This window comes from Sphingomonas sp. BL-S-05 (assembly GCF_055521695.1).
Map to the genome: position 1 here is coordinate 1,040,669 of NZ_CM145499.1, position 25,576 is coordinate 1,066,244.

At 64.8% G+C, this 25,576-nt stretch carries 31 protein-coding genes and 2 tRNA genes; 29 read left to right on the forward strand and 4 right to left on the reverse strand.

All coding sequences use genetic code 11. The features are described from left to right. Positions 1-13 precede the first annotated feature (13 nt). The 4 genes from ACZ1JS_RS04600 to ACZ1JS_RS04615 all read left to right on the forward strand — a co-directional run bounded on the left by ACZ1JS_RS04600 (position 14) and on the right by ACZ1JS_RS04615 (position 2,940). A complete protein-coding gene (locus tag ACZ1JS_RS04600) occupies positions 14-1,267 on the forward strand; it encodes an AI-2E family transporter (protein WP_465167919.1) in 1,254 nt (417 codons plus the stop codon). A gap of 21 nt (positions 1,268-1,288) precedes the next feature. Beyond that, positions 1,289-1,365: transfer RNA gene (locus ACZ1JS_RS04605), tRNA-Asp, on the forward strand. Positions 1,366-1,558: 193 nt separating this feature from the next. Further along, on the forward strand, positions 1,559-2,785 hold the full coding sequence (locus ACZ1JS_RS04610) for a carbohydrate porin (RefSeq protein ID WP_465167920.1): 1,227 nt from the start codon (positions 1,559-1,561) through the stop codon (positions 2,783-2,785). 78 nt (positions 2,786-2,863) lie between these two features. Next, positions 2,864-2,940, forward strand: a tRNA-Asp gene (locus ACZ1JS_RS04615). Between the two features lie 21 nt (positions 2,941-2,961). Here ACZ1JS_RS04615 and ACZ1JS_RS04620 read toward each other — a convergent pair. From ACZ1JS_RS04620 to ACZ1JS_RS04635, 4 genes are all read right to left on the reverse strand, one after another. Further along, positions 2,962-3,177 carry a DUF2842 domain-containing protein gene (locus ACZ1JS_RS04620; protein WP_465167921.1) on the reverse strand — a complete coding sequence of 72 codons (216 nt, stop codon included), beginning with the start codon at positions 3,175-3,177 and terminating at the stop codon, positions 2,962-2,964. Continuing rightward, a complete protein-coding gene (locus ACZ1JS_RS04625; protein WP_465167922.1) occupies positions 3,174-3,758 on the reverse strand; it encodes a 5-formyltetrahydrofolate cyclo-ligase in 585 nt (194 codons plus the stop codon). Before ACZ1JS_RS04625 ends, ACZ1JS_RS04620 begins: the two co-directional genes overlap by 4 nt. Positions 3,759-3,912: 154 nt before the next feature. Then, complete coding sequence (locus ACZ1JS_RS04630) at positions 3,913-4,212, reverse strand: cell division protein ZapA (RefSeq protein WP_242115693.1); 300 nt, start codon at positions 4,210-4,212, stop codon at positions 3,913-3,915. Beyond that, the gene (locus tag ACZ1JS_RS04635; protein WP_345876125.1) at positions 4,212-4,403 is read right to left on the reverse strand and encodes a hypothetical protein; all 192 of its coding nucleotides are present in this window, start codon (positions 4,401-4,403) and stop codon (positions 4,212-4,214) included. The genes ACZ1JS_RS04630 and ACZ1JS_RS04635 overlap by 1 nt, the downstream gene beginning before the upstream one ends. A 122-nt stretch (positions 4,404-4,525) precedes the next feature. Between ACZ1JS_RS04635 and tkt the strand changes: the two genes are divergently transcribed. The 25 genes from tkt (at position 4,526) to nuoK (ending at position 25,543) form a co-directional block, all read left to right on the forward strand. Beyond that, entirely contained in the window at positions 4,526-6,505 is a 1,980-nt protein-coding gene (gene tkt / locus ACZ1JS_RS04640; RefSeq protein WP_465167923.1) for a transketolase, read from the forward strand. A gap of 13 nt (positions 6,506-6,518) precedes the next feature. After that, positions 6,519-7,526, forward strand: a complete 1,008-nt coding sequence (gene gap / locus ACZ1JS_RS04645; protein WP_465167924.1) for a type I glyceraldehyde-3-phosphate dehydrogenase — start codon at positions 6,519-6,521, stop codon at positions 7,524-7,526. Between the two features lie 4 nt (positions 7,527-7,530). Then, positions 7,531-8,007: an MOSC domain-containing protein gene (locus ACZ1JS_RS04650; RefSeq protein WP_242115689.1), complete on the forward strand. Its 477-nt coding sequence runs from the start codon at positions 7,531-7,533 to the stop codon at positions 8,005-8,007. Between the two features lie 89 nt (positions 8,008-8,096). After that, on the forward strand, positions 8,097-9,287 hold the full coding sequence (locus ACZ1JS_RS04655) for a phosphoglycerate kinase (RefSeq protein WP_465167925.1): 1,191 nt from the start codon (positions 8,097-8,099) through the stop codon (positions 9,285-9,287). A gap of 373 nt (positions 9,288-9,660) precedes the next feature. Then, the gene (locus tag ACZ1JS_RS04660) at positions 9,661-9,897 is read left to right on the forward strand and encodes a ribbon-helix-helix protein, CopG family (protein ID WP_055755878.1); all 237 of its coding nucleotides are present in this window, start codon (positions 9,661-9,663) and stop codon (positions 9,895-9,897) included. Between the two features lie 8 nt (positions 9,898-9,905). After that, positions 9,906-10,220, forward strand: coding sequence for a type II toxin-antitoxin system PemK/MazF family toxin (locus ACZ1JS_RS04665; protein WP_200913147.1), 315 nt, complete (start codon positions 9,906-9,908; stop codon positions 10,218-10,220). A 29-nt stretch (positions 10,221-10,249) separates the two neighbouring features. Beyond that, entirely contained in the window at positions 10,250-11,155 is a 906-nt protein-coding gene (locus tag ACZ1JS_RS04670; RefSeq protein WP_465167926.1) for a fructose bisphosphate aldolase, read from the forward strand. A gap of 230 nt (positions 11,156-11,385) precedes the next feature. Next, on the forward strand, positions 11,386-12,069 hold the full coding sequence (gene thiE, locus ACZ1JS_RS04675) for a thiamine phosphate synthase (protein ID WP_465167927.1): 684 nt from the start codon (positions 11,386-11,388) through the stop codon (positions 12,067-12,069). Positions 12,070-12,127: 58 nt separating this feature from the next. Then, entirely contained in the window at positions 12,128-13,123 is a 996-nt protein-coding gene (locus ACZ1JS_RS04680; RefSeq protein WP_465167928.1) for a L,D-transpeptidase family protein, read from the forward strand. 10 nt (positions 13,124-13,133) lie between these two features. After that, positions 13,134-13,718: a M23 family metallopeptidase gene (locus ACZ1JS_RS04685; protein WP_465167929.1), complete on the forward strand. Its 585-nt coding sequence runs from the start codon at positions 13,134-13,136 to the stop codon at positions 13,716-13,718. A 38-nt stretch (positions 13,719-13,756) separates the two neighbouring features. Beyond that, the gene (gene efp / locus ACZ1JS_RS04690; RefSeq protein WP_066687286.1) at positions 13,757-14,320 is read left to right on the forward strand and encodes an elongation factor P; all 564 of its coding nucleotides are present in this window, start codon (positions 13,757-13,759) and stop codon (positions 14,318-14,320) included. Between the two features lie 133 nt (positions 14,321-14,453). Beyond that, positions 14,454-15,269, forward strand: coding sequence for an inositol monophosphatase family protein (locus tag ACZ1JS_RS04695; RefSeq protein ID WP_345876114.1), 816 nt, complete (start codon positions 14,454-14,456; stop codon positions 15,267-15,269). A 204-nt stretch (positions 15,270-15,473) separates the two neighbouring features. Then, positions 15,474-15,848 (forward strand): NADH-quinone oxidoreductase subunit A, encoded by a 375-nt coding sequence (locus ACZ1JS_RS04700; protein ID WP_056400661.1) that lies wholly within the window; start codon positions 15,474-15,476, stop codon positions 15,846-15,848. After that, the gene (locus ACZ1JS_RS04705) at positions 15,839-16,408 is read left to right on the forward strand and encodes a NuoB/complex I 20 kDa subunit family protein (protein WP_055755898.1); all 570 of its coding nucleotides are present in this window, start codon (positions 15,839-15,841) and stop codon (positions 16,406-16,408) included. Before ACZ1JS_RS04700 ends, ACZ1JS_RS04705 begins: the two co-directional genes overlap by 10 nt. Continuing rightward, positions 16,405-17,262: an NADH-quinone oxidoreductase subunit C gene (locus ACZ1JS_RS04710; RefSeq protein ID WP_465167930.1), complete on the forward strand. Its 858-nt coding sequence runs from the start codon at positions 16,405-16,407 to the stop codon at positions 17,260-17,262. The genes ACZ1JS_RS04705 and ACZ1JS_RS04710 overlap by 4 nt, the downstream gene beginning before the upstream one ends. Beyond that, positions 17,262-18,485: an NADH-quinone oxidoreductase subunit D gene (locus tag ACZ1JS_RS04715; RefSeq protein WP_242115680.1), complete on the forward strand. Its 1,224-nt coding sequence runs from the start codon at positions 17,262-17,264 to the stop codon at positions 18,483-18,485. The genes ACZ1JS_RS04710 and ACZ1JS_RS04715 overlap by 1 nt, the downstream gene beginning before the upstream one ends. Further along, positions 18,473-18,814: a nuclear transport factor 2 family protein gene (locus ACZ1JS_RS04720; protein WP_465167931.1), complete on the forward strand. Its 342-nt coding sequence runs from the start codon at positions 18,473-18,475 to the stop codon at positions 18,812-18,814. The genes ACZ1JS_RS04715 and ACZ1JS_RS04720 overlap by 13 nt, the downstream gene beginning before the upstream one ends. Beyond that, positions 18,814-19,494 carry a complex I 24 kDa subunit family protein gene (locus tag ACZ1JS_RS04725; RefSeq protein WP_465167932.1) on the forward strand — a complete coding sequence of 227 codons (681 nt, stop codon included), beginning with the start codon at positions 18,814-18,816 and terminating at the stop codon, positions 19,492-19,494. Before ACZ1JS_RS04720 ends, ACZ1JS_RS04725 begins: the two co-directional genes overlap by 1 nt. After that, on the forward strand, positions 19,491-19,661 hold the full coding sequence (locus ACZ1JS_RS04730; RefSeq protein WP_465167933.1) for a hypothetical protein: 171 nt from the start codon (positions 19,491-19,493) through the stop codon (positions 19,659-19,661). The genes ACZ1JS_RS04725 and ACZ1JS_RS04730 overlap by 4 nt, the downstream gene beginning before the upstream one ends. 2 nt (positions 19,662-19,663) lie before the next feature. Beyond that, positions 19,664-20,968, forward strand: a complete 1,305-nt coding sequence (gene nuoF / locus ACZ1JS_RS04735) for an NADH-quinone oxidoreductase subunit NuoF (RefSeq protein WP_465167934.1) — start codon at positions 19,664-19,666, stop codon at positions 20,966-20,968. After that, entirely contained in the window at positions 20,968-22,983 is a 2,016-nt protein-coding gene (gene nuoG / locus ACZ1JS_RS04740; RefSeq protein WP_465167935.1) for an NADH-quinone oxidoreductase subunit NuoG, read from the forward strand. Before nuoF ends, nuoG begins: the two co-directional genes overlap by 1 nt. Then, positions 22,980-24,035 carry an NADH-quinone oxidoreductase subunit NuoH gene (gene nuoH / locus ACZ1JS_RS04745; RefSeq protein WP_465167936.1) on the forward strand — a complete coding sequence of 352 codons (1,056 nt, stop codon included), beginning with the start codon at positions 22,980-22,982 and terminating at the stop codon, positions 24,033-24,035. Before nuoG ends, nuoH begins: the two co-directional genes overlap by 4 nt. Next, complete coding sequence (gene nuoI, locus ACZ1JS_RS04750) at positions 24,032-24,517, forward strand: NADH-quinone oxidoreductase subunit NuoI (protein ID WP_440489175.1); 486 nt, start codon at positions 24,032-24,034, stop codon at positions 24,515-24,517. Before nuoH ends, nuoI begins: the two co-directional genes overlap by 4 nt. 112 nt (positions 24,518-24,629) lie before the next feature. After that, positions 24,630-25,241 (forward strand): NADH-quinone oxidoreductase subunit J, encoded by a 612-nt coding sequence (locus ACZ1JS_RS04755; RefSeq protein WP_465167937.1) that lies wholly within the window; start codon positions 24,630-24,632, stop codon positions 25,239-25,241. Then, a complete protein-coding gene (nuoK, locus tag ACZ1JS_RS04760) occupies positions 25,238-25,543 on the forward strand; it encodes an NADH-quinone oxidoreductase subunit NuoK (protein ID WP_055755914.1) in 306 nt (101 codons plus the stop codon). The genes ACZ1JS_RS04755 and nuoK overlap by 4 nt, the downstream gene beginning before the upstream one ends. Positions 25,544-25,576 lie beyond the last annotated feature (33 nt).

The following is a 25,576-nucleotide window of genomic DNA, read 5'->3' on the forward strand; positions in this document are numbered from 1 at the left end:
GGGGTTAGGGTACATGGCAGAATCGTTCGAAGAAACCACGCCCGTCGATCGGGCCGGTGCGACCGGCACCGCCGCGACGCCGCCGTCCGATCCGGTCGACGCCGTCGTCGATGCCCCGGCCGAGGAACTGCGCCGCGACCGGTTGCTGGCGGCGCTGACGCTGATCGCCGGGGTCGGTCTCGTGCTGGCCCTGCCATTCGCCCTGCAAGCCGGGGCGCGTTTCTTCCTGCCGCTGACCGCCGCGATCGTCATCGCCATCGCGCTGGTGCCGCTGCTCGAATGGCAGGAGCGGCACCGTGTGCCGGCGCCGCTTGCCGCGCTGTTCTGCGTGCTGCTGTTCCTGATCGTCGCCAATGGCGCGCTGGCGTCGATCGTCGTGCCGGCATGGGGATGGGCGGCGATCCTGCCCGACCGCATCGACCGGGTGCAGGAAAATGTCGCGCCGCTGATCGACTTCTACGCCAGCCTCGAGAAATTCGTGAACGGCCTGATCGCGAACGTCGCCAGCGCCCCGGCGCGACAGACGACCAGCAGCGTCGCACCGCCGCAATCGCTGCTCGACGTCGTCACCACCTCGGCCCCCTCGGCGTTGCTGGAAATGTTCTTCGCGATCCTCGTCATCTATTTCTTTCTCGCCGGTTGGACCGACCTGCGCCGTGCCGCGATCACCGGGCGCAGCAGCTTCGGCGGGGCGATGGCGACCGCGCGCGTCATTCAGAACGTCGTCGACGATACCTCCGCCTATCTCGGCACCATCACCTTCATCAATTTGATGCTCGGCGTCATCGTTGCGCTGGCGCTATGGTATGTCGGCATGCCGACGCCGCTGATGTGGGGCGGCATCGTCGCGCTGCTCAACTATGTGCCCTATCTCGGCCCGATCTTCGCCGCGCTGCTGCTTGCGGTCGGCGGATTGATGACCTTCACCGACATCTGGTGGGCGCTGCTGCCCGCCGCGATCATGATCGGCGCGCACCTGGTCGAAGCGAACGTCATCACGCCGTTGGTCGTCGGCCATCGGCTGACGATTAACCCGCTCATGATCCTGATAACGCTCAGCTTCTGGGGCTGGGTCTGGGGCACGCCCGGCGCGCTGCTGGCGGTGCCGCTGCTCATCATCATCCAGACGGTGCTGAAGGGCGCGGGCAAACCCGATATCGCCGGCTTCCTGTTCGAACACGGCACGCTGGTGCAGGACGTGCCGCCCGCGCAACGAAATGCGCCAAATGGCAATGCAGGCGTTGACAGCCCCGGCACCGCTCCGTAAAGGCCGCCTCCTCGCTAGAGAGCGGGTGTAGCTCAGTTGGTTAGAGCGCCGGCCTGTCACGCCGGAGGTCGCGGGTTCGAGCCCCGTCACTCGCGCCATGGCGCATCATCGGATGCGCCGGGCGCCTCGCCGTCACGGCCCTGTTTTCCGGATACCTTTGAAAGATACGGCACATCGCGCCGTATCACACTGTTCGATCGGCAGTTTCTTCGCGTTCGCCGCGGCATGATGCCGCCATCGAATCGGTGGGGTGTGATGATCGGACGACGGGGCAGGGCGGGAAGTGCGCGTTTGGCGGGATGGCTGGTCGTGCTGGGTTGCGCGTCCATTCCCGCCGCCCATGCCCAGGTTGCCGCGCCCAGCGTCGAACGCGCACCGGGCAATGTCGAACCGCCCACCGTCGAGCGCAACGATCCGTTCCTGGTCCAGTTCGCCTATACCGGAGACCTTCTGACCTCGGTCGAAGGCGGGGCATCCCGCGGCAGTCGCTGGGTCCACAATGCCAGTGCCATCGCGACTGCCGATCTCGAACAACTGGCCGGGCTGCGGCGCACCACCGCGCTGGTCCATGGCTTCTACAACAACGGCGCCAGCTTCAGCGGCGACGTCGTCGGCGACGCGCAGGTCGTGTCGAGTATCGAAGCGGGCATGCCGCTGCTGCGCGTGCTGGAGGCATGGGTCGAACATCGCGGCCCGGACGAGCGCTGGTCGGTCAAGGCGGGGCTGTACGATATCAACAGCGAATTCGACGCGCTGGAAACCTCGTTGCTGTTCGTCAACAGCGCCTTCGGCATGGGTAGCGACCTCGGCACCAGCGGGCGCAACGGCCCGTCCAGTTTTCCCAGCACCGGACTTGCGGTGCGTGGACAAATGAAGATCGGGCAGGCGGTGACGCTGCGCGCGGCGGTGGCGGATGGCGTGCCGAACGACCCGGCCTTTCCGCGCCGCCTGAACGTCGCCCTACACAGCGGCGACGGCGCGCTGCTGATCGGGGAGGGCGATGTTGAACTCGGCAATCTACGCCTGCTGGCCGGCGCATGGGGCTATACCGCGCGGATGGACGATCGGTTCGATGTCGGCGTCGCCGCCGCCACGGAGCGGCAGGTCGCCAGCAACGGCGTCTATTTGCGCGGCGAGGCGCAGTTGATCGGCGACCGCGATCGCGGTGTGCGTGCCTTTGTCCGCCTGGGGTCGGCGAGTGGCCGGGCCAACATCTTCGATCGCTTCGTCTCGGGCGGCATCGTCGGCCACGTGCTCATCCGCGGCCGCCCGGCGGACGACAGCGGTATCGCCATCGCATGGGCCGGGGCGGGGAGCGCGAGCCGCGAGCTGGCATTCACCCGCTTCGGTGAGGCGCCCGACGCCGAGACCGCGATCGAACTGACCCATCGCTTCGCCGTCACCGACTGGCTGGGCGTCCAGCCGCATGCCCAATATGTGCTCGATCCCGGCCTCGATCCAACGCTCGACAATGCACTGGTCCTGGGCATCCGCCTGACCGCGACCTTCGCCCACTGAACAGAAAATCCGGTCGCGGCCAAATACCCGCTTTACAGCGACGATTCGCTACCCTACACGCCGCCTCCTCGCTAGAGAGCGGGTGTAGCTCAGTTGGTTAGAGCGCCGGCCTGTCACGCCGGAGGTCGCGGGTTCGAGCCCCGTCACTCGCGCCATCGCTTGCGAAGCGATGTGCGCTACCGCCAGTGGCCGGTCTCCATCCACCGCAACATCGCCCGCATCGGCAGTACCCATAGCCATGCGATCCCGGCGATCAGGTAGAAGCCGAGCTGCAACAGCCAGTGCCAGCCGCCGATCACGTTCGACAGCATGGCGACCCCGATCGCCCATAGGGTCAGCAGCACGAGGATCGCCAGCACTCCCGCCGGCTTGCGCCATGTCGGTTCGTTCATTCGGCGGCTCCCGGCAAGATCAGTTCGGTTTCGGTCACGACCGCGTCGAGCGGCATGTCCCACGGATCGCGCGGCAGTTCGTCCACCTCCTGTACCGACCAGGCGAGCCCGATGCGCAACGCTTCCGGCCATGTGGCAAAGGCACGGTCGTAATGACCTGCTCCCTGACCCAGTCGGTTGCAACGCGAATCGAACCCCAGCAACGGCGTCAGGATGATGTCGGGCACGACCGGTGCGCTATCGCCCGCCGGTTGTCGCAGCCCGAACGGACCTTCGACCATCTGCCCGCCTGGCGCGACGTGGAACTGGATCGGTGATTCGCGGTCGATGACTACCGGCCAGGCGAGCGTCGCCCCGGCATAGATTGCCGCCGCCTCGAAACGGGACGGATCGGCCTCGCTGCCGACCGGGACATAGCTGGCGACGATCATGTCGCGACGCAGGGCGTTGAGAAACAGGCCGGGCGGCATCAATTGCGGCCGATCTTGCTGTACGAAGCTCCGCCGCAGGCAACGCAACTCCCTACGCAGCGAAAGTTTGTCGACCGTCATACGCGAAACATGGGGTGGCGGGACCACCATGGGCCGTTGGCCGCGTTATCCACTGACGCACGGTACGTCAGGTGGGGATCATGTACGTCAGACCAGGATCTGCGCAGGGACAACCCCCATGGATGAAGAAATAGCCTCAGGGATTATGCATGGCTCGCACCGGGCAGTTCCCGCCACGCTTTATTTAGCGATCCTGCGGCACTTCCTCAAGGGTCGCGGCAACCGTTTCCAGCCGCTCGGCAATTTGCGTCAGTACCGCCGCCGACAGCCCCGCCGCCGGATTCTCCTCGCGTTCGGCCAGCTCGTCGGCGACCATCAGCGCGATGTACAGCAGCGTGCGTTCCGCCGATCCGCCCGCCGCCCGCTGTGCGGCGGCGGCGTGGCGTTCGAGCATCGCCCCCAGCGCGCGCAGCTTCGGCTCCTCGCCATCGCGGCAGCCGACCTGATATTCGCGTCCGGCGACGCTCAGCGCGATCTGTCCCATCAGTCGGCATCCGCTTCGCGCGCGATCACCGAATCCAGCGCACCGATCGCATCGCCGATCCGCGAACGCAGCGCGGCGTGGCGGGTGGCCAGCGTATGATTTTCGAACGCCCGCGATTGGGCGGCGCGTTCGATCCGCACCAGCGCACGTTCGATGCGCGCAATGGCATCGGCATGGGGGGCGTCGTTCATCGGATAAATCTCCGCTTGCTATACATGTTAAACAACCCTTCGTCTGGGCGGTTGACTGCGACGCGCGACGGTTCCAAAGGCTCGCGCGAACCTTAGGACTCTGGCGCCCAACAGGAGTGCGCGTGACCATATCCCAGCTCGAACTCGCCAACGCCATCCGCGTTTTGTCGATGGACGCGGTCGAGGCCGCCAATTCCGGTCATCCTGGCATGCCGATGGGCATGGCGGACGTCGCCACCGTCCTGTGGTCGAACTATCTGAAATTCGACCCGACCGATCCGAACTGGGCCGATCGCGACCGCTTCGTGCTGTCGGCGGGGCATGGATCGATGCTGATCTATTCGCTCCTCCATCTGACCGGCTATGCCCGGCCAACGATCGACGACATCGCCGCCTTCCGCAAGCTGGGCAGCCCGTGCGCCGGCCACCCGGAGAATTTCGAACTGCCCGGCGTCGAATGCACCACCGGCCCGCTGGGGCAGGGGCTGGCGATGGCGGTCGGCATGGCGACGGCCGAACGGCATCTGAACACCGTGTTCGGCGACGCTCTGGTCGATCACCGCACCTGGGTGATCGCCGGCGATGGATGTCTGATGGAAGGGATCAACCACGAAGCGATCGGCCTTGCCGGGCATCTGAAGCTCGGTCGCCTGAACGTGCTGTGGGACGACAACCGTATCACCATCGACGGGTCGACCGACCTGTCGACCAGCGAGGACGTCGCCGCGCGCTATGCCGCGACCGGCTGGCACGTCGTTGCCTGTGACGGCCACGACTTCGCCGATATCGACCGCGCGCTCGCCGAAGCCGCCGCCGATCCGCGCCCGTCGCTGGTCCGCTGCCGCACCGTCATCGGCAAGGGCGCGCCGAACAAGGGGGGCAGCCACAAGGTCCATGGCTCGCCGCTCGGCGCCGAGGAAATCCTCGCCACCCGCGCCGCCTTGCTGTGGGAACATGACGCCTTCCACCTGCCCGAAGAACTGACCGATGCGTGGAAGGCGATCGGTGCCCGGGGCGGTGCGGTTCGCGCCGAATGGCAGGGGCGCCTGTCGGCCCATGCCGACCGCGCCGAATTCGAACGCCGCATGGCCAACAAGCTACCCGAAGGCTGGTCGCTCAAGGCCCATATCGACTCACTGCTCGCCGAGCCGAAGAAGATCGCGACGCGCGTCGCATCGTCGCTGGCACTGGAAGCGATCAACGCCTCGCTGCCCGACACGATCGGCGGCTCGGCCGACCTGACCCCGTCGAACAATACCCAGACCAAGGCGCAGGTCGCGCTGACCGCCGAGGATTATTCGGGCCGCTACATCCATTACGGCATCCGCGAATTCGGCATGTCGGCGGCGATGAACGGCATGGCGCTGCATGGCGGCGTGCTCGCCTATGGCGGTACCTTCCTGGTCTTCGCCGACTATGCCCGTCCGGCGATCCGCCTCTCGGCGCTGCAGAATGCCGGCGTCGTCTATGTGATGACCCATGACTCGATCGGTCTCGGCGAGGACGGCCCGACCCACCAGCCGATCGAGCATGTGATGAGCCTGCGCCTGATCCCCGGCCTCGACGTCTATCGCCCCGCCGATGCGGTCGAGACGGCGGAATGCTGGGAACTGGCGGTGCAGCGCCGCGACGGTCCGTCGCTGCTTGCGCTGTCGCGCCAGAATCTGCCGCAGGTCCGCACCGACGCGGCCGAGAACCGCAGCGCGCGCGGTGCCTATCGCCTGAAGGGTGCCGAGGCCGACCGCCGCGTCATACTGCTCGCCACCGGCTCGGAGGTCGAGATCGCGCTGGGCGTCGCGGCGAAGCTGGAGGGGCAGGGGATCGGTGCCGATGTCGTGTCGATGCCGTGCTGGTCGCGCTTCGATGCGCAGGACGCCGCCTATCGTGAAGACGTGCTGCCGCACGCCCGCCCCGACGAGATCCTGCGCGTCTCGATCGAGGCCGGCACCACGATCGGCTGGGAACGCTATACGATGGTCGACGGCCTGCGCTGCGGCATCGACCGGTTCGGGGCGTCGGCCCCGGCCGACAAGCTCTACGAATATTTCGGCCTGACCACCGATGCCATCACCGCGAAGGTGCTGGCGCGGCTCGGACATTGAGGGAGACGCGGATATGACGAAAGTAGCGATCAACGGTTTCGGGCGCATCGGCCGCCTGGTGGCGCGCGCGATCCTCGAACGGCCCGACAGCGGCCTCGAACTGGTCACGATCAACGACCTCGCCGATGCGAAGTCGAACGCATGGCTGTTCAGCCGCGACTCGGTCCATGGCAAGTATCCGGGCGAAGTTTCGGCCGAGGGTGACGATCTGGTTATCGACGGCAAGGGTATCCGCGTCACCGCCGAGCGCGATCCGGCCAACCTGCCGCACAAGGAACTGGGCGTCGAACTGGTCCTCGAATGCACCGGCTTCTTCACCGACCGCACCGCGTGCCAGAAGCATATCGATGCCGGTGCCAAGCGCGTGCTGATCTCCGCCCCGGGCAAGAATGTCGACCTGACCGTCGTCTACGGCGTCAACCACGACAAGCTGGAGGCAGGTCACACGATCGTGTCGAACGCGTCGTGCACCACCAACTGCCTCGCGCCGGTTGCCAAGGTGCTGAACGATTCGATCGGCATCGAACGTGGCCTGATGACCACGATCCACGCCTATACCAACGATCAGAAGATCCTCGACCAGATCCACCCCGATCTGCGTCGCGCCCGTGCCGCTGCGATGTCGATGATCCCGACCACCACCGGCGCCGCCCGCGCGGTCGGTGAAGTGCTGCCCGAACTCAAGGGCAAGCTCGACGGTTCGGCCGTCCGCGTGCCCGTGCCGGACGGCAGCCTCGTCGACCTGACCTTCACGCCCAAGCGCGACACGACCAAGGACGAAGTCAATTCGATCCTGAAGGCGGCGTCGGAATCGGGCCCGCTGAAGGGCGTGCTGGTCTATTCGGAAGATCCGCTGGTCTCGATCGACATCGTCCACACCCCCGCTTCGTCGACCGTCGACAGCCTCGAGACCGCCGTGCTCGACGGCAAGCTGGTCCGCGTCGTGTCGTGGTACGACAATGAATGGGGCTTCTCGAACCGCATGGTCGACACCGCGACCGCGATGGCGAAGCTGGGCTGACCCGATGGCGGGCGGTATCCTGAAGGGCATCGCCCGCCACGCCTTTTCGCGCGGGCCGATCGAACTGGTGCAGACGGTGCGCGTCACCGTCGAAACCGGGCTCGACGGCGATTTCCGCGGCGCGCTCAAACCCGGCCGCAACAACCGGCAGGTGTCGCTGATGGAAGTCGGCGATTGGGCGCAGGCGATGCGCGAGGTCGGCCACGATCTGCCATGGTGGGAACGTCGCGCGAACCTGCTGGTCGAGGATTTCGACCTGCCGCAGACGCGCGGGAGCCTCGTGCGCGTCGGGCCGGTGCTGCTCGAAATCACCAAGGAATGCGATCCGTGCAGCCGCATGGAGACCATCGTCGAGGGGCTGCGCGGCGCGCTGATCCCCGACTGGCGCGGCGGTGCGCTGGCGCGGGTGATCGAGGGCGGCCAGATCAGCGTCGGCGACCGGATAACTATCGAAAACAACGCCCCCGTTCGTGCTGAGTAGGGACTGAGCTTGTCGAAGGCCCGTATCGAAGCATCGGTCCGGCGCGATGGCTCCTTCAAGACGGCCGGGGGACCATCAGGGGAACTGACATGAGCCGTAATTTCAAGACGCTCGACGACATGGGCGACCTCACCGGCAAGCGCGTACTGGTCCGCGAGGATCTGAACGTGCCGATGGCCGATGGCGCCGTAACGGACGACACCCGCCTGCGCGCCACCATCGGCACCGTCACCGACCTCGCCGATCGCGGCGCGATCGTCCTGATCCTCGCCCATTTCGGCCGTCCCAAGGGGCAGCCCAACCCGACCATGTCGCTGGCCCCGGTCACCAAGCCTCTGTCGGACGTGCTTGGCCGCGAGGTCCGGTTCGTCGACTGGACTGGCGCTGCCGAAGCTGTGCGTACCATGCAACCGGGCGACATCGCCGTGCTGGAAAATACACGCTTCTTCGCTGGCGAGGAGAAGAACGACCCGCAACTGGTTGAAACCATGGCCGCGCTCGGCGACTATTATGTCAACGACGCCTTTTCCGCGGCGCATCGCGCCCATGCCTCGACTGAGGGGCTGGCGCACAAGCTTCCCGCCTTTGCCGGTCGGCAGATGGAGGCCGAACTCGACGCGCTCGACAAGGCGCTCGGCAACCCGCAGCACCCGGTCGCGGCAGTCGTCGGCGGGGCCAAGGTGTCGTCGAAGCTCGATGTGCTGAAGCATCTGGTCGGGCAGGTCGATCACCTCATCATCGGCGGCGGCATGGCCAACACCTTCCTCGCCGCGCGCGGTGTCAATGTCGGCAAGTCGCTGTGCGAGCATGAACTGACCGGCACGGCGGACGAAATCTTCGCGGCGGCGGAAAAGGCCGGCTGCACCATCCATCTGCCCTACGACGTCGTGGTCGCGACCGAATTCAAGCCGAACCCGGCGACCCGCACCGTCAACGTCCATGAGGTCGCCGCCGACGAAATGATCCTCGACGTCGGCCCGGCTGCGACCGAGGCGCTGGGCGATGTGCTCAAGAACTGCCGGACTCTGGTGTGGAACGGACCGATGGGCGCGTTCGAAACCCCGCCTTTCGACGTCGCCACCGTCGCGCTCGCCCGGACCGCGGCGGCACTGACTGCCGACGGGTCGCTGGTATCGGTCGCGGGCGGCGGCGATACCGTCGCTGCGCTCAACCAGGCCGGCGTCGCCGACCAGTTCAGCTTCGTCTCGACCGCCGGCGGTGCGTTCCTCGAATGGATGGAGGGCAAGGAACTGCCCGGCGTCGCCGCACTGGCACGCTGATCCTGTCGGCAGCACGTCGCCCGGTATCGATGCCGGGCGACGTACTGGTTCACGCGAAGGCGCGAAGAAGAAAAAGATAAGAGGTTTCGCGCAGAGGCGCGGAGGCGCAGAGAATGTCGTCCTCGCCGCGCCAGCGGCGCTCAATCGGCTCGCTGCCGAATGCATGAAGGTCTCGCTGACGCGAGACGGCGCTACAAACGCAACCCCTCCGCGCCTCCGCGCCTCGGCGCGAACCAATTCTTCACTTTGCGCCTTCGCGCCTTCGCGTGAAACCGACTTCTTCTTCTGAAACACCCGCCCGCAAAACAACCCGCTTGATCCTAACCGCAACCCAAGCTACCCGTTCAACACGTTAAACGGGAGGTGGCACCGGGTGCTAGGCGTACGACTCGATACCGAGCTGGAGGAGCGACTCGCCAATGTCGCCCGCTCGCAGGGCCGATCGAAGAGCGACATCGCTCGCGATGCCGTGCGCCGCTATGTCGAACTCCACGACGAGGCCTTTCGCGCTGAAGCCCGCCGCCAGTCCGAACGCGCCGCCGCCCGCGATGACGGCGCCGACTGGGCCTTTTTCGACCGCGTCGAGGCGGAGGACGGCCGGTGGAGATAAGGCGCGGCATGATCGTGCTGGTCGAGGGACCGGAGGCACTGGCCAACAAGCGCCGGCCCTTTCTGGTTGTGCAATCCGATCTCTTCAACGAAGCGCACGCCTCGGTCACGCTGATCCCAATGACCAGCCTGACCGGTGGTGAGACGCTGTTCCGCGTACCCTTCGCCCCCTCCGACACGACCGGCATCTCGGTCGAAAGCGAGGCGCAGGTCGACAAGATCAAGACGCTCCGCCGCAGCCGCATCGTCCGCGTGCTCGGTCAGGCGACTGCAACATCGATGGAGCAGGTGGATCAGGCGCTGCGGCGCTGGCTCGCTCTCTGACATTTCTTACAGGACCCAAGGGGATCGACATGAACAACGCTGACATGACTGCGAAGATTGCCGACGGACAGGGTTTCATCGCCGCGCTCGACCAGAGCGGCGGGTCGACGCCGAAGGCGCTGAAGGGCTATGGCGTGGAGGACGGCGCGTGGTCGACCGATGAGGAAATGTTCGGTCTGATCCATGACATGCGCGCCCGGATCATCACCTCCGCGGCATTCACCGGGGACAAGGTGATCGGCGCGATCCTGTTCGAACGCACCATGGATGGGCAGGCGGGCGGCAAGCCGGTGCCCCAGGCGCTGGCCGACAAGGGCGTCGTCCCGTTCCTCAAGATCGACAAGGGTCTCGAGGACGAAGCGAACGGCGTGCAGCTGATGAAGCCGAACCCCGGCCTCGACGAACTGCTTGCCCGCGCCGCCAAGCTCGGCATCTTTGGCACCAAGGAACGCTCGGTCATCAACCTTGCGAACGCAGCGGGCATTGCGGCGGTCGTGAAGCAGCAGTTCGAGGTGGCGCAGCAGGTCCTCGCCGCCGGACTGATGCCGATCATCGAACCGGAAGTGAACATCAAGAGCGCCGAGCGGGCCGAAGCCGACCAGATTCTGCTCGACGAGACGCTGAAGGCGCTCGATGCGCTGCCGGGCGATGACAAGGTGATGCTGAAACTGTCGCTGCCGGCCAAGCCCGGCCTGTTCCAGCCGCTGGTCGACCATCCGCGCGTGCTGCGCGTCGTCGCGCTGTCGGGCGGGTTCGGCCGCACCGAAGCCTGCGCCGAACTGGCGAAGAACCCCGGCATCATCGCCAGCTTCAGCCGCGCGCTGCTGTCGGACCTGCGCCAGCAGATGACCGATGCCGAGTTCGACAAGGCGCTGGGCGACGCGATCGACGAAATCCACGCTGCCTCGACGCAGAAGGCGCTGGTCGCGGCGTAACGCTTTCCTACCTGCTCGCGGGCATGGCAAAAGGGCATCGGGCGCTTGGACGTCCGGTGCTCTTTGTCATTGGTGGGTAAAGCCGACAGCAGGGGACTTCGTCCTTCGCGGGTCGACGAACTGCAAGTCACTCGCAACGGTACGCGCAAAGACGCGGCAAGTGTGAACTTAGTGAACTTTGGCGTCCGCACGCCCTTCCACCCGCCGCTGCGCTGGGGCAGGGAGGGTCCATGACCCTCGACGAAGATCCGCTCGGCCCGCTGTCCCCCGATTTCGCGAAGCAGTTCGTCCGCGACGTGCGCCGCCCGCCGTGCCAGCTTTATCTGATCTCGCCGCTCGACGTGACCGGCACCTTCCCCGATTGTCTTGCCCGCGCGCTCGATGCCGGGCCGGTCGCCGCTTTCCAGTTCCGGGTGAAGGACGTCGACCAGCACGCCGCAGCGCGCCTCGCCGAGCCGCTCCAGCGCATCTGCGCCGACCGCGACGTCGCCTTCCTCGTCAACGACAGCATCAGCCTTGCCAAGCGCCTCGGCGCCGATGGTGTCCATCTCGGACAGGAGGATGGCGACCCGCGCGAGGCGCGCGACGTGCTCGGTCCGAACGCCCAGATCGGCGTGACCGCGCACGACAGCCGTCATCTTGCCATGGAAGCGGGGGAGGCCGGGGCCGACTATGTCGCCTTCGGTGCCTTCTATCCCACCACCACCAAGGAAGTCCGCCACGTTCCCGAACCGGTGATCCTGTCATGGTGGTCGGCAGTCTTTGAACTGCCCTGCGTCGCGATCGGTGGCATCACGCCCGCCAATGCCGCGCCGCTGATCGCCGCCGGTGCCGACTTCCTCGCGGTATCGGGTGCGGTGTGGAACGGTGACGAAGCCGCCGCCGTCCGCGCCTTTGCGGAAGTGCTTGGATAGTCGGAAACGTCTTTGCCGGCCGTTCGTTATCCAGCCTCAACGAATTCGAGGAGGGGTCATGAAGCGACTGGCATGGGCGGCGATCCTGTTGGGCGGCGCGGCGATGGCACAGGCACCCGCGCCCGCACCACAGGCGCTGCCGACGATCGACCGGAACGTCCTGCATGCGCAGGTGCTGCTCGATCGCCACGGCTTCACCGTCGGGGTGATCGACGGTCGCGATAGCCCCGCCTTCGCCAAGGCGTTGCGCGGGTTTCAGTCGGCGCGCGACCTGCCCGTCACCGGCAAGCTCGACCCCGCCACGGTCCGCGCGCTCAACCCCAATATGCGCCCGGCTACCGTGACGCTGACCCTGTCCGACCGCGCGCTCGCTGGCCCCTACACCAATCCGATCCCGAAGGACTATGCCGAACAGGCGAAGCTGACGGTGATCGGCTATCGCTCGCCGCTCGAAAAACTGGCGGAGATGTTCCACACCACCCCCGCCACGCTGGTCGCGCTGAACAGCCGCGAGACGATGCTCAGCCGCGGCACCCGCGTCGTCTTCCCCAACGTCCTGCCCGCGTCGCGCAGCTATGCCGACACCTGGTCGCCCGAATATCGCCAGACGCTGGCCTATCTGAACGTCGATGCGAATCAGCAGCAGGCCGACCGGGTCGTGGTCGACAAGTCGGAGGGCTGGCTGCGCGCCTATGCCGGCGACCGCATCCTCGCCCAGTTCCCGGCGACGATGGGGTCGTCGCATGATCCCCTGCCGATCGGCAAATGGACGATCCAGGGCGTCGCACCCAATCCCGACTGGCAATATAATCCCGCGATCCTGCGCCACGCCGACAAGTCGGACAGCAAGGAGATCGTGCCGCCGGGTCCGAACAATCCGGTCGGCGTCGTCTGGATCGACCTGTCGAAAGAGCATTATGGTATCCACGGCACGCCCGAGCCGGAGAATATCGGCAAGACCGAGAGCAATGGCTGCATCCGCCTGACCAATTGGGACGCCGCCCGCCTGTCGCTGATGGTGAAGCCGGGTACGCCGGCGATCTTCCAGCCATAAGGGCAGGGCGATGAACCGGATCGGCTGGACCTTTCTCGGCCTGTTCGTGGCGATCGGCGCGCTGGCGGCCTTACTGGTCGACTTCGGGGGATCGGCCGCACCGCGCCGATCCGCGCAGCAAGCGCGCCCGGCCGTAAAGCTTGCGGCCGGCGCATTGGTAATGCCGGTACGGGGCGCGCGCTGGTCCGATATCCGCGATAGCTGGGGCGACAGCCGCGGTGGTGGATCGCGCGGCCATACCGGTACCGACATCATGGCACCGGGCGGCACGCCGGTCGTCGCGGCGGCGGACGGGGTGGTCGAAAAACTATTCTACAGCAACGGCGGCGGGGGGATCACCGCCTATGTCCGCGCGCCCGACCGGCGGCTATCCTATTATTACGCCCACCTCGCCAGCTACGCGCCCGGTCTGCGCGAAGGGGGCCGGGTGCAGGCGGGCGATCCGATCGGCCGGGTCGGCGACACCGGCAATGCTGGCGCCGGCAACACCCATCTCCATTTCGGGATCGAACGGCTGCTACCCGACGAGGCATGGCATCAGGGGCGCGCGATTGACCCCTATCCGCTGCTTGCCCGCGGCCGGGCGGAGCGGTAAGGGCGCAGCTTCGCTCTTTCCAACAGGTATGGTTCGTCATGAAGATCAGCGGCGTCGACATTCGCCCCGGCAACATCATCGAATATGAAGGCGGCATCTGGCGCGCGGTCAAGATCCAGCATACGCAGCCGGGCAAGGGCGGCGCCTATATGCAGGTCGAGATGAAGAACCTGCGCGACGGCCGCAAGAACAACGTCCGCTTCCGTTCGGCCGAGACGGTCGAGCGCATCCGGCTGGATACCAAGGACTTCCAGTTCCTGTATCCCGAAGGCGACATGCTGGTGTTCATGGACAAGGAAACCTACGACCAGGTATCGCTGCCGCGCGACCTGCTGGGCGATGCCGCCGCCTTCCTGCAGGACGGCATGGACGTCGTCATGGAACTCTATGAAGACGAAGCGATCAGCGTCCAGTTGCCCGACACGATCGAAGCGACGATCGTCGAGGCCGATGCGGTGGTGAAGGGCCAGACGGCGTCGTCGTCCTACAAGCCCGCCGTGCTCGACAACGGCGTCCGCGTGATGGTCCCGCCGCATATCGCTTCGGGGACGCGGATCGTCGTCGACGTGTATGAGCAGACCTATGTGAGGCGGGCGGATTAAGGCGCAGCGGCCAGACGGAATAGCGCAAGCTATTCCGCAGAGCCGCAAGCCCGGCCGGCGCGCGGATGCGCGACCGACGACGCGGGCTTTGCCCGCGTCCGCTGCCACATCGATTTAAGCAGGAACCAGAACCATGTCCGCCCAGTCCGGCCTCATCACCGTCCTCGAACGCGCCGTCCGCAAGACCGGCCCGCGCCTGCGCCGCGACTTCGGCGAGGTCCAGCATCTCCAGGTCAGCCGCAAGGGGCCGGCGGACTTCGTGTCGATGGCCGACAAGCGCGCCGAGGAAACGCTGGTCGAGGAATTGCGCAAGGCGCGTCCCGACTGGGGCATGTTGCTGGAAGAGGGTGGCGAGATCGCCGGCGACCCGACCAAGCCGCGCTGGATCGTCGATCCGCTGGATGGTACGACCAACTTCCTGCACGGCATCCCGCATTTCTCGATCTCGGTCGCGGTCGAGGAACCGAACGGCGTCGGTGGCAAGCCGGAAATCACGACCGCGATGGTCTATAATCCGATCACCGACGAAGGCTTCTGGGCCGAAAAGGGCCGGGGGGCGTGGTTGCAGGGTCAGCGGCTGCGCGTGTCGTCGCGGCGCGATCTGTCGGAAGCGCTGATCGCGACCGGCATTCCGTTCCTCGGTCATGGCAATTTCAGCGAGTGGACCCGCATCTTCGGCGCGGTCGCGCCCGAGGTTGCCGGCATCCGCCGCTTCGGTTCGGCCGCCCTCGATCTCGCCTATGTCGCAGCGGGCCGGTTCGACGGCTTCTGGGAATCGGGCCTGAAGAAGTGGGATATCGCGGCAGGCATGCTGCTGGTGAAGGAAGCCGGCGGCTTCGTCACCGACTATCGCGGCGCCGACCGCGCCTATGAAAAGGGCGAGGTGCTGGCCAGCAACGAACAGATGCAGACCCGTCTGCACAAGCTGGTCGCCGGCGCACTCCGCTGATCCGATAAGCATCGCGCCGGACCTGCTGGTTCGGCGAGCAGGCAGCGATACGGCCTCCGCGCGACGATCGCGCGGGGGCCGTCGTCGCGCTCGCCCGCCGCTGGCGGAATTGAGAGTGATTCTCATCCTGTTCCGCCCTTGATGCCCTCGCGGCATCGGCCTAAAGCCGGCTCCATTCATACCGCAACCGCGAGAGACCCTGCCTTGGTCGACCTGTCGCAATATCTGCCGATCCTGATGTTCCTGGGGATAGCCCTGGTACTGTCGACGGCGTTCGTCGTGCTGCCGATGGTGGCATCGCGTTTCACCGGTTCGTACAAGCCGACGCCCGAAAAGCTGACCGAATATGAATGCGGTTTCCCCGCGTTCGAGGATTCGCGCAGCCAGTATGACGTGCGTTTCTATCTGGTCGCGATCCTGTTTATCATCTTCGATCTCGAAGCAGCGTTCCTATATCCTTGGGCAGTCTCGGTTTTTGACCTCGGCTGGACCGCGTGGGTGTCGATGATGGTGTTCATCGGCGAACTGGCGCTGGGTCTCGTATATGCTTGGAAGATGGGAGCTCTCGAATGGGAGTAGAACTCACGACGCCGCCGCACGGATTCGGCGCGGGTAACGCCGCCGGCGTGCCGGTACAGGCACCTGATCAGGGCTTCTTCAACGACCTGAACGGCGAACTGACCGACAAGGGTTTCCTGGTCACCTCGACCGAGGATCTGTTCCAATGGGCGCGGACCGGTTCGCTGTGGTGGATGACCTTCGGTCTCGCCTGCTGCGCGGTTGAGATGATTCACGTCAACATGCCGCGCTATGACATGGAGCGTTTCGGCGCTGCGCCGCGTGCGTCCCCGCGCCAGTCGGACGTGATGATCGTCGCCGGCACGCTGTGCAACAAGATGGCCCCGGCGCTGCGCCGCGTGTACGATCAGATGTCGGAACCGAAATACGTCATCTCGATGGGCAGCTGCGCCAATGGCGGTGGCTATTATCATTATAGCTACAGCGTCGTGCGTGGTTGCGATCGCGTGGTGCCGGTCGACATCTACGTCCCCGGTTGCCCGCCGACCGCTGAAGCTTTGCTCTATGGCGTGATGCAGTTGCAGCGGAAGATCCGCCGTTCGGGGAGCATCGAACGGTGAGGGCGCCTGCACCCCGTTACGCCACGAATGAAGGCATCATCGATGCGGCGACCGCTGCACTGGGCGACATGCTGCTCGATGCGCAGGACAAGGTCGGCGAGGTTTCGCTGACCGTCGATCGCGACCGTCTGGTTATCGCGATGGAGACGCTGCGCGACACGCCGGGTCTGAAGTACGAGATGCTGGCGGAGATCGCCGGTGTCGACTATCCCGAGCGGCCCGAGCGGTTCGACGTCGTCTATCACCTGCTGTCGATGACCCGGAACCATCGCATCCGCGTGCGCGTGACGACCGATGAGGAACGGCCGGTGCCGTCGGTGACCGGCATCTGGTACAATGCCGGCTGGCTCGAGCGCGAAGTGTACGACATGTACGGCGTGCTGTTCACCGGCAATGCCGACCTGCGGCGCATCCTGACCGACTATGGTTTCCGCGGCCATCCGCTGCGCAAGGACTTCCCGCTGACCGGCTATGTCGAGATGCGCTATTCGGAAGAAGCTAAGCGCGTCGTGTATGAGCCGGTCAAGCTGGCGCAGGATTTCCGCACCTTCGACTTCATGAGTCCCTGGGAAGGCGCCGAATATGTCCTGCCGGGTGACGAGAAGGCCGCGCAGCCGAAGCCTGCTGCGGGACAGGCGCCGGGTGCTCAGTCGCCGGTGACCGCCGATCAGGTCACCCGTGCGCATGATTCGGAAAAGAAGGCCGAACCGAACGCACCCGAGGTGAAGACGACCGAACATACGGGACAGACCGGCGCGGGCAAGCCGCATCCCGGCAACCTGTCGCATGAAAAGCCGGTTGATCCCGACGTGCCCTCGCCCGATGCGAAGGCTTCGTCGGCGGAGAACAAGTGATGGCCGATTACGATCCTCAGATCGACGCCGCCAACCCGACGCCGGGCGATGTCGAGATCCAGAACTATACGATCAATTTCGGCCCCCAGCACCCGGCAGCGCACGGCGTGTTGCGCCTCGTCACCGAACTGGACGGCGAGATCATCGAACGCATCGATCCGCACGTCGGCCTGCTGCATCGCGGTACCGAGAAGCTGATCGAGTACAAGACGTACGCGCAGGCGCTGCCGTATATGGATCGGCTCGATTACTGCTCGCCGTTGTGCATGGAGCATAGCTATGTGCTGGCGGTCGAGAAGCTGCTCGATATCGAAGTGCCGTTGCGGGCACAGTATCTGCGGGTGTTTTTCGCGGAGCTGACGCGCATCTGCAATCACATGCTGAACCTCGGTTCGCACGTGATGGACGTCGGCGCGATGACGCCGAACCTGTGGATGTTCGAGATCCGCGAAGACTGTATGGGCTTTTTCGAGCGCATGTCGGGCGCGCGGATGCACCATAATTATCTGCGGCCGGGCGGCGTCCATCAGGACGTGCCGCTCAAGCTGCTGACCGACATTGCCGAATGGCTCGACACCCGTCTGCCGCGCCTGTTCGGGGATGCGATCAGCCTGGTGGCGGAAAACCGCATTTTCAAACAGCGCAACGTCGATATCGCGATCGTGAGCCGCGAGGATGCGGTGCGCTGGGGCTTCTCGGGTCCGATGATCCGCGGTGCGGGTATCCCTTGGGACATTCGCAAGGCGCAGCCCTACGACGCCTATGACCGCGTCGAGTTCGACGTGCCGGTCGGCACGCGGGGCGACTGCTATGACCGGTTCATGGTCCGCGTCGAGGAAGTGTGGCAATCGGCCCGCATCATGAAACAGTGTTTGGCGCAGATGCCCGAGGGTCCGATCGCCAGCGACGACCGCAAGGTCGTGCCGCCCAAGCGCGCCGAGATGAAGCAGTCGATGGAAGCGCTGATCCATCACTTCAAGCTGTATACCGAAGGCTATCATGTGCCCGCCGGCGAGGTCTATGTCGCGACCGAAAGCCCCAAGGGGGAATTCGGCATCTACATGGTCTCGGACGGCAGCAACAAGCCGTACCGCGTCAAGATCCGTCCGACGGCGTTCAGCCATCTCCAGGCAATGGACTTCATGTCGAAGGGGCATATGCTCGCCGACATCACCGCGATCCTGGGGGCGATGGACATCGTGTTCGGGGAGTGCGACCGTTGAGCCGTCTCGACACCGTGACGGCGATGATCGAGCGCTACAATGCACGCGACGCGGCGGGCTATGCCGCGTTCTTCGCCGATGACGGCTGCGAGGCGCAGTATCGCGGCGACGTGGTGCGGGACGGACGTGCCGGCGTGGAAAGCGGGATGGCGGCGGTCTTCGCCGAATTTCCGCAGAATCACGCGGAAATCCTGCAGTCGTTCGAACTGGGCGAGCGTGTCGTACTGCACGAAAGAGTCCAACGCTCGACCAATGCCGATCCGTTCGACGTAATGACCATCTATTCGTTCAGCGGCGACAAGGTCAGCCGCGTGGAGTTTATTCGCTGATGGCCGACGCCCCCAACATCCCCGACGAAGCGGAGGTCCGCGCGCGCTGGGGCAGCTTCACCTGGAGCCCCGCCAATGCTGAGAAGGCGCGGGAGATCGTCGCGCGCTATCCCGAAGGGCGGCAGCAGTCGTGCACAATCCCGTTCCTCGATCTCGCTCAGCGCCAGGTCGGGGCCGAAACGCACACGCAAGGCTGGTTGCCTGTGCCGGTGATCGAGTTCATCGCTCGCGAACTGGGCCTGCCCTATATGCGGGTGTACGAGGTCGCGACCTTCTACACGATGTTCAACCTCGCGCCGGTCGGCCGTTATCATGTGCAGGTCTGCGGCACGACACCGTGCATGCTGCGCGGGTCGGACGATGTGTTCGCGGCGTGCAAGAACCGGGGACTGGTGAAGGGCAAGACTACGCCCGACGGCCTGTTCACGCTTACCGAGGTCGAGTGCATGGGCAATTGCGCCTCTGCACCGATGGTCCAGATCAACGACGATAATTACGAAGATCTCGACTATGATCGCATGACCGTGATCCTTGAGGCGCTGGCACGCGGCGAGACGCCTAAGCCGGGCACGCAGGAGCCGGGTCGTCATACGGTCGAGCCGGTCGGTGAGCCGACCAATCTGGTCGCGATGATGACCGAGAACCACGACTACCGGCCCGAATGGGGCACGGCATCGTGAGGGCGCTTGGCAGCCTGTTGATCGCGGTCCTGGTCGGGATCGTCGTGTTGTGGATCGCGCTCGAATTGTTCGTCGGCGCGCTGAAGCTGCTCGGCGTCGCCATCGGCATCGCGGCAATGGTTGCCGTGTATTTCATCGCCGAAAAGGCGATCGGGAAGGGACGATAAGGATGCTGGCCGACAAGGATCGCATCTTCACCAACGTGTACGGGTTCCAGCCATGGAACCTCGACGCTGCCGTGATGCGCGGCGACTGGGACAATACCAAGACGCTGTTGCAGCTGGGGCCGGATACGATCATCGATCGGATCAAGGCATCGGGCCTGCGCGGGCGCGGCGGGGCAGGCTTCCCGACCGGCACCAAATGGTCGTTCATGCCGAAGGCGCCCAAGCCCGACCGGCCGAACTTTCTCGTCATCAACGCCGACGAATCCGAACCTGGTTCGTGCAAGGATCGCGAGATCATCCGCCACGATCCGCACAAGCTGATCGAAGGCGCGCTGGTCGCAGGCTTCGCGATGCGCGCGCGCGCGGCCTATATCTACATTCGCGGCGAATATATTCGCGAAGCCGAAACGCTGTTCGCAGCGATCGCCGAAGCCTATGCCAAGGGCCTGCTCGGCAAGAATGCCTGCGGTTCGGGCTATGATTTCGACGTCTTCGCGCATCGCGGCGCCGGCGCGTATATCTGCGGCGAAGAGACCGCGATGCTTGAGAGCCTCGAGGGCAAGAAGGGGCAGCCGCGCCTCAAGCCGCCGTTCCCGGCGGGTGCGGGCCTCTATGGCTGCCCGACGACGGTCAACAACGTCGAATCAATCGCGGTCGTGCCGACCATCCTGCGGCGCAGCCCGGAATGGTTCGCCAGCTTCGGCGCGGAAAATAACCGCGGCACCAAGCTGTTCCAGATCAGCGGCCATGTGAACCGGCCCTGCGTGGTCGAGGAAGCGATGAGCATCCCGTTCCGCGAGCTGATCGAAAAGCATTGTGGCGGCATCCGCGGTGGCTGGGACAATCTGCTGTGCGTCATCCCGGGTGGATCGTCGGTCCCGCTGGTGAAGGCCGAGCACATCATTGATGCGCCGATGGATTTCGACGGGTTGAAGGCGGTCGGATCGGGCCTTGGCACCGCGGCGGTGATCGTCATGGACAAGTCGACCGACGTCGTCCGTGCGATCAGCCGACTAAGCTACTTCTACAAGCATGAGAGCTGCGGCCAGTGTACGCCGTGCCGCGAAGGCACGGGTTGGATGTGGCGGGTCATGGAACGGCTTCGCACGGGCGATGCCGACATTTCCGAAATCGACATGCTGCAACAGGTGACCAAGCAGGTCGAGGGCCATACCATCTGCGCGCTCGGCGATGCGGCGGCATGGCCGATCCAGGGCCTCATCAAGAATTTCCGGCCGGAAATCGAACGGCGGATCAACGAGAAGCGCGGCGGCGGCATGTCGCCAATGATGGAAGCGGCCGAATAATGCCGAAGGTAAAAGTAGACGGAGTCGAGGTCGAGGTGCCGCAGGGCGCTACGGTCCTTCAGGCGTGCGAAGCGGCGGGGAAGGAAATTCCGCGTTTCTGCTATCACGAACGGCTGTCGATCGCCGGCAATTGCCGGATGTGTCTGGTCGAGGTGAAGCCGGGGCCGCCCAAGCCGCAGGCATCGTGTGCGCTGCCCGCCGCCGACAATCAGGAAATCCGCACCGATAGCGCGATGGTGAAGGCCGCACGCGAAGGCGTGATGGAGTTCCTGCTCATCAACCATCCGCTCGACTGCCCGATCTGCGACCAGGGCGGCGAGTGCGATTTGCAGGACCAGTCGGTCGCTTATGGTCGCGGCCACTCGCGCTATGATGAGAATAAGCGGGCGGTTACCGAGAAATATATGGGGCCGATCGTCAAGACGGTGATGACGCGCTGCATTCAATGCACGCGCTGCATCCGTTTTGCCGAGGAAGTCGCCGGGGTCGAGGAAATCGGCGCGATCTATCGCGGCGAGAACATGCAGATCACCTCGTATCTCGAACAGGCGGTAACCAGTGAATTGTCGGGCAATGTCGTCGACCTGTGCCCGGTCGGTGCACTGACATCGAAGCCCTATGCGTTCGAAGCGCGTCCTTGGGAGCTCAAAAAGACGCTGGCCATCGACGTAATGGACGCGGTCGGCACCAATATCCGCCTCGACAGCCGTGGCCGGCAGGTGCTGCGCTGCGTCCCGCGCATCAACGAGGATGTCAACGAGGAATGGGCGCATGACAAGACGCGCCATGCGGTCGATGGCCTCGTCCGGCGTCGTCTCGACAAGCCCTATGTCCGCAAGGACGGCAAGCTCGTCGCGACCGAATGGGACGATGCCTTTGCGGCGATCGCGGCGGCCAATGCGGGTTCGTCCGTTGCGGCGATCGCGGGGGATCTGCTCGATTGCGAGACGATGTTTGCGGCCAAGGCGTTGGTGAACGCGCTCGGTTCGTCGCTGCTCGAAGGGCGGCAGACCGGCATGGCCTATGACGTCACCAATCTCGGCGCGGTTGCGTTCAATTCGACGATCGCCGGTGTCGAAGACGCCGACGCGATCCTGTTGATCGGCACCGACCTGCGGCACGAAGCGCCGCTCATCAATACGCGTGTCCGTAAGGCGATAAAGAAGGGTGCGCGCGTCTTCGCGATCGGACCGGAAGTCGATCTGACCTACAAGGCGGAGTGGCTGGGCGACGATCTCGGCCTGCTCAGCGGTCTGCCCGACCGCGCGGCCGAAGCGATGGACGCGGCCAAGCGGCCGATGGTGATCGTCGGCCCGGCAGCGCTCAAGAATGGCCATGGAGCGGCGTTGAAGCTTGCCAAGGACGGCAGCCTGGTCCGTACGCTTGAGGACGGCACGACGTGGAACGGCTTCAACGTCGTTCATCTCGCCGCCGCACGGATGGGTGCCCTGATGCTGGGCTATGCGCAGGCGGGCGGTATCGCCGATATCATCGCGGCGGACCCGAAGCTTGTGTTCTTCCTCGGCGCCGATGAGGTCGATTTCGCCAACTTCGCTGGCGCGACCAAGGTCTATATCGGCCATCATGGCGATAAGGGCGCGGCGGCCGCGGACATCGTCCTGCCGGGTGCAAGCTATGCCGAAAAGGCGGGCACTTATGTCAACATGGAAGGCCGCGTGCAGCGTGGTGACCGTGCCGTATTTCCGCCGGGCGACGCCCGTGAGGACTGGACGATCTTCCGGGCGCTTGCCGAAGTGCTGGGCGTGACGCTGCCGTTCGACGATTTTGCAGGCGTGCGTGCGGCGATGGCCGCGGCGGTTCCCGAGCTTGGTCGTGAGGGACTGGTGCGGTTTGACTGGAACCCGCCGGCACTCGACGCTAAGGCGTCGGGCACGGTGACTTATCCGGTGACCGACTTCTACCTGACCAACGCGATCTGCCGGGCAAGCCCGACAATGCAGCGTTGTTCGGCCGAACTTGTCCATGGCCAGGATTTCGCGGAGGCCGCCGAGTGACCTCGTTCTTCGAAACTACCGTCGGTCTGCCCTATGGTTGGGCGTGGACCGTCGCCACGCTGATTGGCATCTTGGTCATTGCGCTGCCGCTGATGCTGGCGGTCGCAATGATCATCTATGCCGATCGCAAGATCTGGGCGGCGATGGCGTTGCGTCGTGGCCCGAACGTTGTCGGTCCGCTCGGCCTGTTGCAGTCGTTCGCCGATGGTCTGAAGGTGTTCCTTCAGGAAACGATCGTTCCGTCCTCCGCCAACCGCGGCCTGTTCCTGCTCGCGCCGATCATCACCTTCACCGTGGCGTTGATCGTTTGGGCGGTAATCCCGTTCGACGTCGGCGTGGTGGTGGCGGACATCAATGTCGGCCTGCTCTATATTCTGGCCGCGTCGTCGCTTGGCGTATATGGCGTCATTATTTCGGGCTGGGCGTCCAACTCGAAATATCCGTTCTACTCGGCACTACGCGCAGCAGCGCAGATGGTCAGCTATGAAGTCGCGATCGGGTTCGTCCTGATTGCGGTGGTGCTGTGGGCAGGGTCGTTCAACCTGACGACGATCGTGCTGGAGCAGCGTGCGCATATCTTCGGTTTCGTCAACGGTTTCGGATTCAATCCGCTGCTGTTCCCGATGGCGGTCGTGTTCCTGATCTCCTCGCTCGCCGAAACCGCGCGTGCGCCATTCGACCTCACCGAGGCGGAATCGGAACTGGTCGCGGGCTATCAGACCGAATATTCGTCGATGGCGTTCGCGCTGTTCTGGCTCGGCGAATATGCCAACGTCATCCTGATGTGTGCGCTCAACGCGCTGCTGTTCTGGGGTGGCTGGCTGCCGCCGGTCGACTGGGCGCCGCTCTACTTCGTGCCCGGCATCATCTGGTTCCTTGCGAAGACGTTCTTCTTCTTCTTCGTGTTCAGCTGGATCAAGGCGACGGTGCCCCGGTATCGTTACGATCAGTTGATGCGATTGGGGTGGAAGATCTTCCTGCCGCTTTCGCTGACCTTTGTTTTCCTCGTATCGGGCTGGCTGATGCTCCAGCGCGTGGGAGTGCCCGCATGAGTATCGCCCAGACCATCCGATCCTTTACCTTGTGGGAATTCGTGAAGGCGCACGCGCTGACGCTGCGGTACTTCTTCAAGCCCAAGGCGACGATCAACTACCCGTACGAGAAGAATCCGATCTCGCCTCGTTTCCGGGGTGAGCATGCGTTGCGGCGCTATCCCAACGGCGAAGAGCGCTGCATTGCATGCAAGCTGTGCGAGGCGGTGTGTCCGGCGCTGGCGATCACGATTGAGGCGGAGCCGCGCGACGATGGCAGTCGTCGTACGACGCGCTACGACATCGACATGACCAAGTGCATCTATTGCGGCCTGTGCCAAGAAGCGTGCCCGGTGGATGCGATCGTTGAGGGGCCGAATTTCGAATTTGCCACTGAAACGCGCGAAGAGCTGATCTATCACAAGGACAAGCTGCTCGCGAATGGTGACCGCTGGGAACGCGCGATTGCTGCGAACCTTGCGAGCGACGCGCCCTATCGGTAATGGCGCGCATGTTCCGTACCGGCGGAGACGGGAAATCCCGCTACGCCGGCCAATCGATTAAAGTTTCGTCCCGCAGCATTGCGCGGGGCGGGCAGGGGGAAGAGCAGCGCTCGTGATCCAGACACTCGCCTTCTATCTGTTCGCCACGATCGTGGTGGCATCGGCCGCGTTGACGATCACGTCGCGCAATCCGGTCCATTCGGTGCTGTGGCTGATCCTCGCCTTCTTCAACGCGGCGGGCCTGATGGTCCTGTGCGGTGCGGAATTTATCGCGATGCTGCTTGTCATCGTCTATGTCGGCGCGGTCGCGGTGCTGTTCCTGTTCGTCGTCATGATGCTCGACATCGACTTCACCGAACTGCGCGCTGGTTTCGTCCGCTATCTGCCGGCCGGGCTTGCGCTGGCGGTGCTGCTCGCGGTCGAACTGGTGGTCGGCGCCTATGCCTGGACCGCGGCGCGCATCGATCTCGCCAAGCGGATCGCGCCCACCGACGTCGCGGTGGCGAATATCGAAGCGATCGGGCGGCTGCTCTACTCGCGCTATCTGTACGTGTTCGAAGGGGTCGGACTGGTGCTGCTGGTCGCGATGATCGGTGCGATCGTGTTGACGCAGCGCAAGCGCGCGGACGCCAAGGCGCAGAACATCAACCGCCAGATCAATCGTCGCGCCAAGGATGCGATCCGTAACGTCAATCAGCCCATCGGGCAGGGGGTCGAGCTGTGATCGGTCTTACCCATTATCTGGTCGTCGCGGCGATCCTGTTCACGCTGGGGGTGCTCGGCATCTTCCTGAACCGCAAGAATCTGATCGTCATCCTGATGTCGATTGAACTGATCCTGCTGGCGGTGAACATCAATTTCGTCGCCTTCTCGGCGCAGTTAGGCGACCTTGTCGGCCAGATTTTCGCGATGTTCGTGCTGGCGGTCGCCGCCGGCGAAAGCGCGATCGGGCTGGCGATCATGGTCATCTATTTCCGTGGTCGCGGTTCCATCGCTGTCGACGACGTCAACCGGATGAAGGGGTGATGCCGGTGGCTTTTCGGGTTTCGGGGGTGCTCG